Annotated in this window: 15 protein-coding genes; 6 read left to right on the forward strand and 9 right to left on the reverse strand. The window is 63.1% G+C overall.

Features of this window, described 5'->3' with window-relative positions:
- Window positions 1-25: 25 nt before the first annotated feature.
- Window positions 26-586, forward strand: a complete 561-nt coding sequence (locus ACLQI9_RS16720) for a TetR/AcrR family transcriptional regulator (protein ID WP_442378997.1) — start codon at window positions 26-28, stop codon at window positions 584-586.
- A 12-nt stretch (window positions 587-598) separates the two neighbouring features.
- Here ACLQI9_RS16720 and ACLQI9_RS16725 read toward each other — a convergent pair whose 3' ends face one another.
- Both ACLQI9_RS16725 and ACLQI9_RS16730 read right to left on the reverse strand, forming a co-directional pair.
- Window positions 599-1,801 carry a cytochrome P450 gene (locus tag ACLQI9_RS16725; RefSeq protein WP_442378886.1) on the reverse strand — a complete coding sequence of 401 codons (1,203 nt, stop codon included), beginning with the start codon at window positions 1,799-1,801 and terminating at the stop codon, window positions 599-601.
- 11 nt (window positions 1,802-1,812) lie between these two features.
- Window positions 1,813-2,649 (reverse strand): mycofactocin-coupled SDR family oxidoreductase, encoded by an 837-nt coding sequence (locus tag ACLQI9_RS16730; protein WP_442378884.1) that lies wholly within the window; start codon window positions 2,647-2,649, stop codon window positions 1,813-1,815.
- A gap of 374 nt (window positions 2,650-3,023) precedes the next feature.
- Between ACLQI9_RS16730 and ACLQI9_RS16735 the strand changes: the two genes are divergently transcribed.
- A complete protein-coding gene (locus ACLQI9_RS16735) occupies window positions 3,024-3,722 on the forward strand; it encodes a glycoside hydrolase (protein WP_442378882.1) in 699 nt (232 codons plus the stop codon).
- A 49-nt stretch (window positions 3,723-3,771) separates the two neighbouring features.
- Complete coding sequence (locus tag ACLQI9_RS16740) at window positions 3,772-5,211, forward strand: amidohydrolase family protein (protein WP_442378881.1); 1,440 nt, start codon at window positions 3,772-3,774, stop codon at window positions 5,209-5,211.
- A gap of 12 nt (window positions 5,212-5,223) precedes the next feature.
- On the opposite strand, the gene ACLQI9_RS16745 is transcribed toward ACLQI9_RS16740, so the two are convergent.
- From ACLQI9_RS16745 to ACLQI9_RS16765, 5 genes are read right to left on the reverse strand one after another with little or no spacing between them, the layout of a single operon-like run.
- Window positions 5,224-6,486 carry a cytochrome P450 gene (locus tag ACLQI9_RS16745; protein WP_442378880.1) on the reverse strand — a complete coding sequence of 421 codons (1,263 nt, stop codon included), beginning with the start codon at window positions 6,484-6,486 and terminating at the stop codon, window positions 5,224-5,226.
- Window positions 6,487-6,519: 33 nt separating this feature from the next.
- Window positions 6,520-6,783: a hypothetical protein gene (locus tag ACLQI9_RS16750; protein ID WP_442378878.1), complete on the reverse strand. Its 264-nt coding sequence runs from the start codon at window positions 6,781-6,783 to the stop codon at window positions 6,520-6,522.
- Window positions 6,784-6,796: 13 nt separating this feature from the next.
- Window positions 6,797-7,990, reverse strand: coding sequence for an amidohydrolase family protein (locus ACLQI9_RS16755; protein ID WP_442378876.1), 1,194 nt, complete (start codon window positions 7,988-7,990; stop codon window positions 6,797-6,799).
- Window positions 7,991-8,029: 39 nt separating this feature from the next.
- Window positions 8,030-10,249 carry an acyl-CoA dehydrogenase family protein gene (locus tag ACLQI9_RS16760; protein WP_442391940.1) on the reverse strand — a complete coding sequence of 740 codons (2,220 nt, stop codon included), beginning with the start codon at window positions 10,247-10,249 and terminating at the stop codon, window positions 8,030-8,032.
- Between the two features lie 7 nt (window positions 10,250-10,256).
- On the reverse strand, window positions 10,257-11,123 hold the full coding sequence (locus tag ACLQI9_RS16765; RefSeq protein ID WP_442378872.1) for an amidohydrolase family protein: 867 nt from the start codon (window positions 11,121-11,123) through the stop codon (window positions 10,257-10,259).
- Between the two features lie 226 nt (window positions 11,124-11,349).
- On the opposite strand from ACLQI9_RS16765, the gene ACLQI9_RS16770 reads away from it, so the two are divergent.
- Window positions 11,350-11,934, forward strand: a complete 585-nt coding sequence (locus ACLQI9_RS16770) for a TetR family transcriptional regulator (RefSeq protein ID WP_442378870.1) — start codon at window positions 11,350-11,352, stop codon at window positions 11,932-11,934.
- 57 nt (window positions 11,935-11,991) lie between these two features.
- Here the strand turns inward: ACLQI9_RS16770 and ACLQI9_RS16775 are convergent, their stop codons facing one another.
- Window positions 11,992-13,290 carry a lipase family protein gene (locus ACLQI9_RS16775; protein ID WP_442378869.1) on the reverse strand — a complete coding sequence of 433 codons (1,299 nt, stop codon included), beginning with the start codon at window positions 13,288-13,290 and terminating at the stop codon, window positions 11,992-11,994.
- A 171-nt stretch (window positions 13,291-13,461) separates the two neighbouring features.
- Window positions 13,462-13,866 (reverse strand): tautomerase family protein, encoded by a 405-nt coding sequence (locus ACLQI9_RS16780; RefSeq protein WP_442378867.1) that lies wholly within the window; start codon window positions 13,864-13,866, stop codon window positions 13,462-13,464.
- Between ACLQI9_RS16780 and ACLQI9_RS16785 the strand changes: the two genes are divergently transcribed.
- Together ACLQI9_RS16785 and ACLQI9_RS16790 are read left to right on the forward strand one after the other, a co-directional pair.
- A complete protein-coding gene (locus ACLQI9_RS16785; RefSeq protein WP_442378865.1) occupies window positions 13,859-14,593 on the forward strand; it encodes a UbiX family flavin prenyltransferase in 735 nt (244 codons plus the stop codon). The genes ACLQI9_RS16780 and ACLQI9_RS16785 overlap by 8 nt on opposite strands.
- Window positions 14,583-15,044: a TIGR02444 family protein gene (locus ACLQI9_RS16790; protein ID WP_442378863.1), complete on the forward strand. Its 462-nt coding sequence runs from the start codon at window positions 14,583-14,585 to the stop codon at window positions 15,042-15,044. Before ACLQI9_RS16785 ends, ACLQI9_RS16790 begins: the two co-directional genes overlap by 11 nt.
- Window positions 15,045-15,079: the final 35 nt, after the last annotated feature.

Consider the following 15,079-nt stretch of genomic DNA (forward strand, 5'->3'; position numbering starts at 1 on the left):
GGCTCGGGACTCGACTACTCGCGACATGCTCGTCGCCGCAACGAGTCAGATCATGGTCGAGGAGGGCTACGCCGCAGCAACGTCGCGCCGAGTGGCGGCCAAAGCCGGCGTGAAACCCGCACTGGTGCATTACTACTTTCCCACGATGGACGAGTTGTACCTTGCAGTTTTTCGGCGCGGCGCCGCGGTTTATTTGGAACGTCAGCAGCAGGCGCTGGCCTCCGACCGCCCACTGCACGCCTTCTGGGAGACCCTCACCGAGCCCAAAGACACTCGACTGCTGTTGGAGTTCATGGGGCTTGCCAACCATCGCAAGGAAATCAAGGCGGAGATCGCAGCCTGGTCGGAGCGATGGCGCGAGCAGCAGATCACCGCGCTGAACTTCATCGTACGAGAACACGGCATCGACACCGACGAATTCCCGCCCGCCGCGATCGCGGTCGTCATCGCGGCGATCGGCCGCACCCTGATCCTCGAACAGGGACTCGGCACCGCCGGCGGTCACCAAGAGGCCGTCGCATTGGTCAATCGTTTCCTCGACCGATTCGAGATGCCGACACCGAAAAATCGCCGGGCCCGCAGCTGATCGGGAGCTCTGTTAGGGCAGCACGACCCGCAGCCGCTCCCAGCCGCGGACGGTAGACGTCGACGCGAGTTGTGCGGTGTCGTAGTCGATGTCCCATTCGGGCCAGCGGTTGAGCATCTCGTCCAGCGCGACGCGACCCTCGAGTCGCGCCAGGTTCGCCCCAAGGCAGTAGTGCACGCCTTTTCCAAAGGTGATGTGCGAGATGTTGTCGCGATGGATGTTGAACGTGTCCGGGTCGGTGTAACGGCGCGGGTCGCGATTAGCGGCACCGAACAGCAACAACGTCGCGCTGCCCGCCGGAACAGTGGTGCCGTAGCATTCGAAATCCTTTGCCATCCATCGGGCGACGTGCGGACCAGTAGGCTCGAACCGCAGCGTCTCGTCAACGGTACGGTTGAGCAGCGACCGATCCTGATGAATTTCCCGTCGCTGGTCGGGATGTTCGGCCAGCACCTTGGCCAGCCAGCCGATCAGCCGACCCGTCGTCTCGTTGCCGGCACCCGCCACCACCTGGGTGTAATGCAGCACCTCTTTGCGCGTCAGCTTTCGGTGCACGCCATGCTCATCGGCGAACTCGACGTTGAGCAGTGTCGTCATCAAGTCATCGGACGGGTTCTTCGATCGCCATTCGACGTAGTCGGCGTAGATCCGGCCATCGGCGATGGAGTCGGCGTCGGCGACCTTGAGCGGCGCGCCCGGCTTGGTGCGCAAGTTGGCGTCATTCGCATCGCGAACCGAGATCTGCTCAGACTCAGGAATTCCCAGCAGCATGCCGATCACTCGCATCGGCATCATCGAGGCAAGCTCGGCGATGATGTCGAATCCTTGCGCGCCGACGAGCGGATCCAGGCACCGGATGCAGTACTGCCGGATCTGGTCTTCGATTTCGGCCATCCGGCGCGGCGTGAAGACCCGGGACATCAGGCCGCGCAGTCTGGAATGCTCGGGCGGATCCTGAAACATCATCACGCCGCGGGGCATGTCGAATTTCGACTTGACTAACTCGAGGATGTCACTACGACGGCTGGAAAAAACTTCCCAGTTCGCCAACGCTTGTTCGACGTCGGAATGCCTTGATATCGCCCAGAAGTCGTATCGCTCGTTGTAGTAGATCGGGGCCTCGTCACGCAGCCGCGCGTAGGTCGGGTAAGGATCGGCGTTGATGCCGACGTGGTAGGGGTCGTAGTAGACGTCGGTGTCGCTGGTGACAGTCATCGATGATTCCCTTATTTCAGACAGCTGCCGGCATCCACCGCGAGCGCAACCCCGGTGATGTAGCGCGCTTCGTCGGAGGCCAAGAACAACACCGCGTTGCTGATGTCTTCTGGGGTCACCCAAGGGATGGGCAGGACGTGGAAGCTCTGGCACACCGGCGCAAGATCGTCGGGCCCGGGGTTGGCCAAATCTGGCCGGAAGGCGCGGAAGGTGGCCTCGTTCATCAGCAACGGTGAATTCACGTGCGTCGGGAGAACGGCGTTGACCCGGATCATGCGCTGCCCCAGTTCGACGGCAAACGAGCGCATGAGGCCGATCACACCGTGCTTGGCCGCGACGTAATGGCCGACGTGCGGATAGGCCTTGTTGCCGGCGACCGAGGACGTCAAGATGATCGAACCGCCGCGATCGCCCGCCAGGATATGCGGGACGCCGGCCTTCACCGTCTTCCACACCCCACTCAGGTTGACGTCGATCATCTCCTGCCACAGCGCCTCGTCGGCCTTGTGCAGCTTGCCGGCCGTCGTACCGATGCCGGCGTTGGCGACGATGACATCAAGCCGTCCCAGCTGTTCGACCCCGCTGTCGACCGCGGCACGCAGTGCGTCGTAATCGCGAACGTCGACCTCGGCCGTCACGACGCGACCGCCCGCGTCCTTGACCATGCCGGCGGTCACATCGAGATCTTCCGGCGTCGCACCGTCTGCGGGCGAAGCATCGAACCCGCGGCAGATGTCGACGGCGATGATGTCGGCACCTTCTTGTGCCAGCCGGACGGCGTGGCTTCTGCCCTGCCCGCGTGCAGCGCCGGTCACGAATGCGACCTTGCCGTCCATCCGGCCCGCCATGCCCACCTCGATTCCTCGGAACTACCGATGCGATGTTGGGCGATCGCCCAAAATTGCGGCGCACGCCATGTCTAACAGCACCGCGCTCGGCTCGTCAAGAGCCTGAATCACCCGGCCGATATGAACTGTCGAAGGGAACTGACGGTGATGGCACTCGGGCGCAGGAGACGAAAATAGCGCGACGGCGCTACTACTACTACCCTCGGCAGACTTCCAGCGCCTTCTCTAGTGCCTCGATCTCTAAACGCAAGCCGGGTTGTGCCCGACGCGTGTGGTGCCTTGGCATGGGCGCTGTTGTTGTGCGGGCTCAACTCCCCCCAATGCGCTGAGGAAAGTTGCCACACCGCGTCGAACACCGCAGTAAGGTGCTGTCCGTGAGCAGAGACAAGTTAGCCGAAGGGCGGGGCCGCTGGTTGGGGTTCGCCGCTACGCTCGTCGTCTCTGCCGCCATGCTCTACGCCCAACACACAGAGCCTCGGTGCTGCGTCAAGGCCCCGCCGGCGACACCGGCGACTCCGGCGACCCCGGCGGCAGCGCCGACCAGCCCCCGACCTGCGCCGGCCGACGCTCCACACACGGCCAGTCCCGCGGAGGCGCACTTGCTGACGGCAGACGCGCCTATCGCTGCCCCGAATTTTCAGTTCGTGCTACCCGTCGGGGTCGCGCCGGAGAAGGGGTTGCAGGTCAAGACCATCTGGGCTGCCCGTGCTATCAGCGTGTTGTTTCCGCAGATCACCACGATCGGCGGTTACCGGCAGGACGCCTTGAAGTGGCATCCGAACGGGTTGGCCATCGACGTGATGATCCCGAACCATGACTCCCCCGCGGGCATTGAGCTCGGCAACCAAATCGCGGGGTTTGCGTTGGCGAATGCCAAGCGATGGGGAATCAACCACGTGATCTGGCGGCAGAAAATCTATCCGGGCGTCGGCAAGGGGAGCTGGACGGCGGACTACGGCAACGAAACCGCCAACCACTACGACCACGTTCACATCGCCACCGACGGCGGAGGATACGCAACCGGGCACGAAACGTACTACATCGGATCGATGACCCCGACGCCGCCAGACTGATCACTGCGACCAACTTTTCGGCTGGCTCGACGACGGGTACAACCAGGAGATGACTGGCGAGCGCACAATTCTGCGCGGCACCACCGTCGTCGACGTCCGCGACGGCAGCCTGCGTCGCGCCGTTGACATCACCGTCGAAGGCGGCCAAATCGCCGCGATCACGCCGACTTCCGACGGGCACCCCGGCCGGGTCGCGGTAGTCGATGCGCGGGGAACGTTCGCGGTGCCGGGGTTCTGCGACATGCATGCCCATCCGCTGTCCGACCGACGCGACGCCGAGTCGGCGCTGCGGTTGATGCTCGCGTGCGGCGTCACCGGATTTCGCCAGATGGGGGGTTCGCGCACACTGCTCAACGACCGCAGCGCCGGTAAGCTCGGGCTGCCCATCGACGGACCCGCAGTGTTGTCCACGCCGGGCGAGGTGCTGCTTCCCTTCAACGCCGGCACTGAATCGGTTGCACTGCAGTCGGTTCGGCAACAGGCAGACGCTGGAGCCGACTTCATCAAAGTTGCGATGGTGGCCCCCCGAGTGTTCTTTACGGCTCAGGCCGAAGCCGCTCGGCTGGGACTCACCACCGTCGGGCACCTGCCGGTCGGGATCGATGTCCGCGCAGCCTCCGACGGCAGGATGCGCTCGATCGAGCACCTCGGTCCCGGGATCGGCATCGTCGCAGCGTGTTGCGACCACCAAGGTGCCATCGAGCAGGCCGTGGCCGACCGTCCGGCCCCGAAATTCCCCAGCGTCCCCAGGCTCCCGTTCGCCGAGCGCCTGATGGAAATCCTGATGGCCCGCGTGATGGCCAAGACCGTCATCAATCCCCTGCTGTTGGCCAAACCGGCCGACGCCGACCTGATCGCGGACGCCGGTCGGTCGTTCAACGACGACAAAGCCCGCGCGTTGGCACGGGTATTCGTCACCGACCAGACGTGGCAGTGCCCCACATTGATCCGCTTGCGCACCCAACAGTTCTGCGACGACCCGGTCTACCGCGACAACCCCAACAACCGCTTCGCGTCCAAGCGGACTCTGAAAGACTGGCGAAAGGCCACCGAGAAATACGCCTCACGTCCCGAGACGATGCGCAGCGCCTATCGCAACCATTACGCCCGGCAACTGGAGATGGTTCGCATCTTCGACCAAGAGGGCGTCAAGATGATGGCCGGCAGTGACGTCAGCGGATCCGGCTGGGAGATACCCGGATTCGCGTTGCATGATGAGTTCGACCAGTTGGCGGCGGCAGGCCTTACGCCGTTGCGGATCCTGCAGATGACCACCATCAATGCTGCCGAGTTCCTAGGCAAGACAGCCACTTTAGGCACGGTGGAACCCGGGAAGGACGCCGATATAGTCCTGCTGTCGGCTAATCCCGTCGAGAACGTGGCCCATCTGCACGACATCGCCGGAGTGGTCCGAGCCGGCCGGTACTACCCGCCGGAAACTCTCACGGCGACGATCAAGACCATCGCCGAAACCCGTTCCGCCGTCTGATCGGCGACCCGGTTATCCGGCTCGCTGAGACACCGGGCAAGCGCCGGTGTAGTCGACCTGCCAGTGCTTGATTCCGTTGAGCCAGCCCGACCGTAACCGCTCCGGATCAGCCAGCGCGGTGAGGTCGCGAACGATATCCGCGATCGCGTTGAACATCAGCTCGATGGTCAGCCTGGCGAGGTTGGCTCCCAAGCAATAATGCGCGCCGGTGCCGCCAAAACTCATGTGCGGATTTGGATCTCGGAGCACGTTGAACGAGAACGGATCGTCGAACACGTCTTCGTCGAAGTTGGCCGATCGGTAGAACAACGCAAGCCGCTGACCCTGCTTGATCGGGACGTCGCCGAGTTCGATATCGCTGAGCGCCGTGCGCTGGAAAGCGGTAATCGGAGTGGCCCATCGAATGATCTCGTCAACGGCAGTGACGGGGCGCTGCTCCTTGAAGACCTTCCACTGCTCGGGATTGTCGAGGAACGCCATCATCCCCTGCGTAATCGAATTGCGGGTGGTCTCGTTGCCGGCCACTGTCAGTGTCACCATAAACAGCCCGAACTCTTCGTCGGAGAGCTTGTGGCCGTCGACGTCGGCCTCAATCAGCTGGGTGACGATGTCATCGCCAGGATGGTCGGCCTTGTGTACGGCGAGTTGCATTCCGTAGAACATCAATTCGCCGGCCGACGCCAACGCCTCGGACCCGGCGAATTCGGGATCCTCGTCTCCCACCATCTCGTTGGTCCAATGGAACAGCTTGGATCGATCCTCGAACGGCACCCCGAGCAGTCCGGCGATCGCCTGCAGCGGCAGCTCGCTGGACACCTGCGCCACGAAGTCCCCCGTTCCGGCGGCGGCTGCATCGCAGACGACACGCCGGGCTCGCTGTGCCAGGTCTTCCCGAAGCCGTTCCACCGCACGGGGTGTGAACACCCGGGACACGATCTTGCGCATTCGGGTGTGCTGCGGAGCGTCCATGTTGATCATCGAGAATCTGCCGGCCTCGATCTGCCCGCGTGCCGTCTGCTCGTCGCAGTAACGCGGGACGATGCAGTTCTGCGCGCTGGAGAACACATCGTCGCGCCGTGACACCTCACGTACGTCACGATGCTTGCTGACCACCCAGTACCCGCCGTCGGTGAAACCTCCCACGCCGCTGGGCTGCTCGTTCCACCAAATGGGCGCCGCCCGCCGTAGTTCGCGCAGTTCCTCGGTCGGCAGGCGCGCGGCGTAGACGTCGGGGTCGGTGAAGTCGAAACCCTTCGGCAGCTGCGGTGCCGTCATGACGCCTCCCAAATGCGTTGCTCAATCGAAAACCTAAGTCAGCCAGTGGTCGACGAGATCGGCCCACCGGCGCGAGATGGTCTGCTGCGTTTCGTCGCGCCCGGCACGAGTGTCGGTAGCGCCGATGGTCAACCGCGCGACCTCGTCGACCTGATCGCGGTCCAACCCGAAGGCCACCAGGGCGTCGAGGGCGTGGTCGGTGTCGATCTCGTCCGGCAGTGCAGAGCGCGCGAGCAACACTGCCGCGTTCTCCTCGCCGACCTCTAGCAGCATGGCGACCAGGCTGGACTTGCTCACATTCACAAAGCGGTCACACCGGCCTGCGGATCGACAGCTCAAGCCCGTTGTCGCGCATGATGGTTCGGCACTGCTTGGGCGTGTAGTCGAAGTTCTCCAGGTCCTTGAGATAGGAAGCCGGCTCGGCCAGGCCTTCGACATGCGGGAAGTCGGAACCCATGATGATCCGCTTCTCGCCCAGCAGCCTTAGCAGGCTGGCCAGCTCGTCCTCGTAGAAGGGCGACACCCAGACGTGGCGTTTGAAGGTCTCTCGCGGGTCTTCCTGGTAGATCTGTGGGATCTGACCGAAAGACTTAGTGAGCTTTTCGAACAGGTGGAACACCCAGGTTGAGCCGCTCTCGATGGAAGCCATCCGCAGGTTGGGGAACCGCAGGAAAAGCCCGTTGTGCAGATGGTTGGCGAAGGTGTCCTGCAAGGCGTCCCCGGAGAACAAGCTCCGAAAACCAAGCAGCGCCTGGAACGACATCATGTAATCCGGCTCGCCCCACGCCGGCATGAACTTCGAGTAGTACGTCTCGCCCGAGTGGTAACAAACGGTGATGCCTGAATCGTTCGCCAACTGCCAAAAGGTGTCGAACATGGGATCGCCGGGTGCGCGCATGCCGACGTCCGTCATGATCGGTCCGGGGACCATCACGATGAAGCGCGCGTCACGCTCAAGCGCCCATTCGAGTTCACGCACAGCGTTATCCGGTTTGCACAACGTGATGTACGGCGCACCGAAGATGCGCTCCTGGTAGGTAAATCCCCAGTCCTCATCCATCCAGCGGTTGAAAGCCCGGAAGGTTGCCGCTGCGGCGTCCAGGTCAGGTAGCAGCGCCTGCTCCATTCCCACGCCGAGCGTAGGCAGCAGGATGCAACCCGCCATGCCCTGCTCATCCATCAACGCCAAGCGCGCATCGCGGTCCCGATACGCCGGCGGGATCGGTTCCAGGTCGCCGAAAAGCGCATTCAAGTCGGCACCCCTGGGGTTTCGGCCGCGAAAGTATTCGTCGAGCGCGCCGGGCTTGCCCACCGGGTCGAAGGTCGGATTCGGGATGAACCTGTTGACCCTGCCGCCGACGATGAGACGTTGCTTACCGTCGAGCTCAGCCCACTGGATCGCGCGTTTCTTGTATTGCGGCTCGATGTGGCGGGTAAACGCGTCGAGCGCTTCGTAGTAGTGGTTATCGCAGTCGAAGAACCTGAATGGGAGCTGTGTCGTCATCGCGGCAAACGTCCTTTCTGTGGCCCAGATTTAGAGGATTCAGTTGCGCGGCAAACCGAGGACCATCGAGGCGATGATCGTCAGCTGGATCTCCGGAGTGCCTCCGCCGATAAGTTCTGCAGGGGCGTCGAAATAGGGCTGGAAGACGGCCGGGTCGGAATCCTCCAACATCGCGATGCGACCGGTCAGGCCGAGTGTCGCTGTCAATGCGCGACGCAGCAACGTGACCATGGCGTACTTGGCGATGCTGCTGGTCGGTCCCGGCCCCTTCCCCTCGACCAAACGAAGGGTTTCGCGTAGCACCACGGCCCTGATCGCCGTGCTGTAGGCCTCGACGTCGCCTAGTGCCCGCAGCGCCGCATCCTGGTCGGGGCCATCAATTTCCGCCATTCGCCGAAGCGCATCGGCTCGATCGATGCTGACGTAGTTTCCGATGGCCGTTCGTTCGACCGCCATGGTCGATACCGCCAGGCTCCAGCCATCGCCGGGCTTACCGACCAACATGTCGTCAGGCACGAACACATCGGTCAAAAAGACCTCGTTGAATTCGGTGCGTCCGCTGGCCTGCTTGATCGGCGAGACCTCGATGCCCGGCCAGCTCATCTCGACGAGGAAGTAGCTGATGCCGCGGTGCTTCTTCGCTTCGGGATCTGTGCGCGCCAACAACGCTCCGAACTGAGCCCGATTGGCCAGCGATGTCCAGATCTTGTGCCCGTTGACCAACCATCCCCCGTCCACCTTGTTGGCGCGGGTGGATAGCGACGCCAGATCCGACCCGGCACCGGGTTCGCTGAACAGTTGGCACCACCGTTGTACGCCACGCAGGATCGGCCAGGCGAAGCGGTCGCGCTGCAGATCCGATCCGCTGTTGAGAATCGTCGGGAGGATCCACTCCGCAATGCCGAACGAGGGTCGTATCAACTCGGGACGCTTGTCGAACTCCTCGGCGATGATCACCCGCTGCACCGGCGAAGCGCCGACTCCACACGGCGCCGGCAGATTCGGTGCGACCAGGCCTTGCTGCGCCAGCAGATCCCGTTGCGACCCAAAGGCCAAGCCGGGATTCCGGGTGTCGTCGGAAGGGTGATCGTTGGACAGACCCAGCGCATCGTCGAGCGTTGCCGCCACCCTGGCCCGGAATTCGGATTCGACGGCACCCAAATTGATTGTGGTAGATCGCTTCAGCGTGCGCGCCAACTCCCCCACTTCGCGATTCCATCGCGTCATCGGCCCCGACGACGCGGCCAAGCTGGTGGCGCGCCGCCAGTACAGGTGTGTGTCGTGCTCCCACGTGTAGCCGATCGCGCCGAACATCAACAACGCATCGAGCACCAGATCGGGGGCCGCGGCCACCGCCATCACCGCGGCCGACGCCGCGGCCAGCCGGTGCTGCTCGATGGATTCGCCTTCTGCCCGTACCGCGTCCCAGGCCGACGCCGTCGCCAGTTCCGAGTTCACCAGTAGCGTCGCCGCCTTGTGCTGCAGAGCCTGAAAGGCTCCAACCGGCCTGCCGAACTGTTCACGTGTGCGGATGTAATCGGTTGCCGCGTCGGAACAATGGCGCACCGTCCCGGCGGCTGCGCACGCCGCGAGGGCCACCACAACGCAGCGGGCCCGCTCGGTGGAGATGCCGGATATCACCGAGCTGGCCGGCACGATGTGCTCAACGAGATCGAGCACACCCACATCGGTGCACAGATCGGTGCCTTGCCGCGGTTCGACTTTCAAACCTTCCGAGCACGGGTCCAGCGCGAACCACCGTTGACCGCTGTCCTTAGTCTGCGCGCAGAGCAGGATGTGTTGTGCCGCGCAGATTCCCAACACGGAGCCCGACGACCCGTTGAGTCGCCACGCGTCTCCGTCGGATACCGCGTGCACGTCTGAATGCTCGGGCAGTATGACGACCGCCGTCGCGCCTTCGGCCAGTTCGGTTAGCAGCGGTTTCGCCGACACATCAGCCAGACTCGCGACGGCGCTGGCCGTCGCCGTGCTCAACAGCGGACCCGGCAGCAGCGCCGCGGCGGCTGCCTCGACCACACAGGCCATGTCGACCAGGCTGCCGCCTTGGCCGCCGATGTCCACCGGAAGGTGTACCGCATGAAAACCGTGTACAACGAATTCCGACCACCAGGACGGCAATTCGCCGGACGCTATCGAATCGAACGCGGCACGTGTCTTGTCGATGGGCGCGTGCCGGGTAGCGAACCGGCTGACAGCATCGACGAGTTGCTCCTGCTCGGCGGTGATCGCCAACGCCATAGGACTGTCAGTCTTCCAGGCCGAGGATGCGGGCGGCGTTGCCGTACAGGAACTTCGGCCACACCTCGTCCTTCAGCGGAACCTTGGGCAGCTCGCTGAAGATCCGCTCCAGCGACAAGCCCATCGGGAAATAGCCGGCGTAAAGGATTTTGTCGGCACCGCGGGAATTCGCGTAGTCGATGATGGCCTTCGGGTAGTACTTCGGCGCGAACGCTGATGTCGAGTAGTAGAGGTTGGGCCACTTCAGCATCAGCTTGACCGCCAGATCCTCCCAAGGTTCGCAGCCGTGGCGGGTGACGAACACCAGATCGGGGAAGTCGAACATCACGATGTCGATTCGCGAAACTTCCTGCGGTGAAAAAGGAACCCGCGGTCCCGGGACGCCGGCGCAGACGAAGATCGGGATGCCGAGCTCGACGCAGATGGCATAGATCGGGTACATCTTCGGGTCGTCGATCGGAACCTGCGGGAAGGTCCCTGCAGGGAAGACTGATGTGGCGCGGATACCGAATTGCTCGTACTCGCGACGGATCGCGTTCACCGAACCCATCACGTCATTGGGGTCCACGAGCGCACCGGAGGGTACGAAGCGATCCGGGAACGTCTTGAGCGCCAGCTGCGCTGAGTCCTCACCGACTCCAATCATCGCCTTTTCGATACCGAACCGGTCCATCTGCCGGAGCACCAGCGACACCGGGTCGTCGGTCGGTAGCCCCTTCGGCACGTCCTTGAACATGTACTCGACAGGGAACTCGAAGTCCTCTTTGGATTCGCGGTCCTTCGTCTGCTTGCGGATGAAGTCATATTGAGCGGAACCCTCATGGGGGAACCCGATCATCGTGTCGATCACCGGCAGACCCACAGGTCCGGCCATGGCGTCCTCCGATCGCTGACAGCGTCGCTGCTCAATCCATACTGAAACACGGTTCTACTACTGTCAAGGAGCGCGGCGAGTCTAGCTGGGATAACACTGTGCGCAGCGGCTGTTTGCCGTAACATCGAAGCATTCACTGAGAAGGCGGTTCCCGATCCGAGCCGGAGGTCGCATCGTCAACACTCCCGTCGAGCGGGCCGAATCCGCCGTAGTTCCCCTTGCGGAAATGACCAGCCGCCAGCTGATACGGCGAGCCAAGGTCATCGAAGCCGTAATCGGTCTGATTGCCGAGGTGGGCGCCGAGGCGGTACAGATGCGCGACGTGGCACAGCGTTCAGAAGTGGCACTGGCCACCGTCTATCGCTACTTCAGCTCGAAGGATCACCTTCTTGCGGTGGCACTGGAGGACTGGCAGAAGCGACTTACCCGCCGCATCCTCGCATCGCGCGGGGCACGAGCCGACCAGGACCCGTTGCCAGGTGTCCTGGATTACTTACGACGCGCGCAGCGTGCCTTCTACCGCAACCCCGAAATGACCGCGCTGATGCTTCAAACTACGAGATCCACTGCTCCCGAAGCCAAAGCGGCGATCGACCAGATGAATCGCACGAACGCCGAAATGTTCAACAGTCTGCTCGATGGCGTTGCACCGGAGGACATTCCGAACATCACATTCGGCCTCAACGGCGCGCTGAGCAATGCGCTCGCCGGAGTGCTGGCCGGCATGTTGACGTTGGAGGAGTCGCTAGGCCGGGTCGAGTGGGTCGCGCGTGTTCTGCTGACCGGCCGTCCGCGAACGTTGGCCGACTAGAGGCGGCTCCGACTCGGAGCTTGCGCCGCTCTGATGTCGCGTAGAATGCGCGAGTTGCTACGAGACCGGAATCGGAATCGGCTCGAGCGGGTTGCCCGCGGCGATCGACGAACAGTTCTGCGGCGCTGTTACGTCGGCGAAGCGCTGCTGGATCCAGGCGATCGCGTGCGGCAGCCAGGGCACGAGGCTCGAAATATGTGCCAGCGCGTCGTACTGCTCGTAGTAAACGTTCACGCCCTTCGCGCAGTAGTTACGGGCGAGCGTGCGGACATCGCCGGCAATCATCACGCCGTCGCCGGCGTCGATGCCCGGCTGGTCGCCCGGAGTGCCCTCGAGCTCACCGTTGGCGCCCTGACCGACGAACAACGGGATGGTCGGCGTACCGCCGGTGCCCATGATCAACTGGTTTGCCACCTCGACGTAGAGCGGCAGGCTCTCAGGAGTCGGGTACGCGGGGATGATCAGCTTCTGCCAGGTCAGACCCTTGTAGCGGCCCAGGACGTCGACGATCGAAGCGGTCTGCATCTCCTTGAAGACCGTCACGCCGGTGGGGGTGAGATATGGCGTGAAATCCTTGTCGAACGCTCGCGCGATGCCGACGAGCGCCATCGGCATGACGCCGCCCCAAAACCACGTGCCCTCGATGTAGTTCAGGTTGTGTGCCGGATCGACGAGCACGCCGCCCATCGCCGCGCCGATCATGCGCGCGTTGACGTCGGGTGCGTACGTCGGAGCGAGTTCGGCGGCCCACTCGGTGGCGATCGCACCGCCGGAGTATCCGAGCATCGCAACCTTTGCATCGTCCGGGAGCCCGATGGTCGACGACGGTGAAAACACCGCGCGAATCGAGTCGAGCGTGTTCATTCCGTACTCGGGGCCTGCGGCGAAGTCGGCCCGCTGGCCCTCGGTGTCGGGGACGATGACCGTGTACCCGTCGGCGAGAAACGGACCAAAGACCGCCCCCTCCACGTTGGGAACGAGTCCGCCCAGCGTGACTCCGCCCGAGATCGCATACGACGGCTCGTCGTTTCGGTTCAGCGAGTCATAGGCGGACTGGTACGAGATCACCTTCGTCTTGTCCTCTTGGTAACGCGGCTGAATGACGGAGGTGACGTTGACGGTCGGATTGCCGGTTTGGCTGGTCGACCGGTAGAGCAGCTGCGTGGCCTTGAGCCATGTCGGGACGCCGAACGCGCGGTAGGCAAGGTTGCGAGGCTTTAGCACCGTTCCCGGCGGGATGCTCTCCAGGCTGCCGGTGTACTTGTAGAACGGATCATCCCCCGGCTGCGGCACGACCATGCCCCACTCGTAGCTCGGATCCGGATACCAGGTTGTTGGTTGCAGTGGTTCAGTCATCGCTCTCCCTTGGTCCTGGGCACCATGGTGGTCCGGCGAGAGCCACGCAACAGGGACTTCCACCCGTCACGCGACCGCCACCAATTCCGCGCGCGTGGCGTTGCACGCATAGCGAATCGTCCGCGCGCGTGATCCCAGAGATATCTCAGCTCTGAAGCATGCCCGACTGGATCAGCCTTGTTTCGTTTGTTCGAGCCATTGTTGTTCCTCACCGGATTCGGGGACGATCACGCCGGCTTCGATTGCGTTTTCGGCTTTGACTTCCCGCAGCGCGATGAGAACCTCCCCCTCTGGCTCGTCAGTAAGCCGTGTCCACATTAGCGACAAATCTCGAAGCCTCGCCTGCCGTGTCGCGCCATCCCGGCCGGCGCGGATGTCGCCGAACACTATCGAGTGGGTAGACCGGCTGGCGCCGGCGAAGACCGTGCCGTTTTGCATGTCATGGAAAAGGACATTGACGAACGAGCGCGGAGCACCGTTCGCGTCGCAGTGAATGCGAGTGATCTCTCCAGCGATGTTCTCCCTTTGGGATTCATCAAGCAGTCCCTCGGGGATGATGCACTGGTAGATGGGCATGATGCCTCCTGATTTCGCGAATTATCCGGTTGGTAATGGTAGGTACCCGCCGCCCGTTACTGTGTGGTCAGGCTTTGCAAGTGAGCGTTCAGGAGCACAACCCATGCAGCGGCAACGGCTGATCATCGACATCACCGGCTCCAGCGCGCCACAACTGGGTTGGGCGACCCTCCGCGCCCTGCACCACCACCCGAACATTGAAACCCACCTGGTCATCTACCGGGGGGCTGAGAAGACCATTCAGCTCGAAATGGGGCTAGGTAGAAGCGATTTCGAAAGCCTCGCCGACGTTTGTTATGACCCCGAGGACCTGAGTGCGGCAATCTCGTCGGGATCGTTTCAGACCGTCGGCATGGTGGTGGTGCCCTGCTCGATGAAAACCCTGGCTGCGATCGCCGCGGGCAGCAGCACCGACCTGCTCACCCGCGCCGCCGACGTGTGCCTCAAAGAGCGCCGCAAGCTCGTACTCGTCGCACGCGAAACCCCGCTGAGCCTGATCCACATCCGCAACATGGAAACCGTCACCCTTGCCAGCGCGATCGTGCTCCCACCAACCCCAGCCTTCTACCATCAACCCAAGACAATCGACGATCTCCTCAACCAGACCGGCGGCAAAATCCTGGATCAATTTGGCATCACTCATGAACTATTTCGACGCTGGGACGGCGCGCCAGGCGGTCGGGTGACATCTGTGCCGGAGCAGACCGCGGCGCGAAATGACGGATGAAACCGGCACTGCGGGCCGCTTCAAGCAGTTTGCACTGGAGCTCTATGGCAGCGAAGGCGTGGCCGCCGCGTGCCTGTATTTGCAGAACCGATACGTGCTCGACGTCAACGTAGTGTTATTCGCCGCGTTCATCGGTGCTAGGCGACGGCAGACGCTAACCACCTCTTGCCTGGATGCGGCCCGGTCCCGGGTAGACGCGTGGCATCGCGAGGTTGTGCGTCCGTTGCGTGCCGTTCGGCAACGGCTCAAGACGGGTGCCGCACCCGCACCCAACGAACTCACCGCGCGGCTGCGTGGCAAGCTCCAGCAAGTCGAGATTGACGCCGAGTTGATCGAGCTGGACCAACTCGCTGCGTTTGATCCCGCTCGGTGGCGCCGACCCGGTACCAGGGAGCCCTGCCGAATGTGCAACGGCGGCAATAGAAGCCGTCGTTCGGACATACTCCACTAGCGCACCTGACGACAGCGACCAGCGTGCGATCGAAA

This window comes from Mycobacterium sp., assembly GCF_052143115.1.
In the GTDB taxonomy this organism is placed as follows: Bacteria; Actinomycetota; Actinomycetes; order Mycobacteriales; family Mycobacteriaceae; genus Mycobacterium.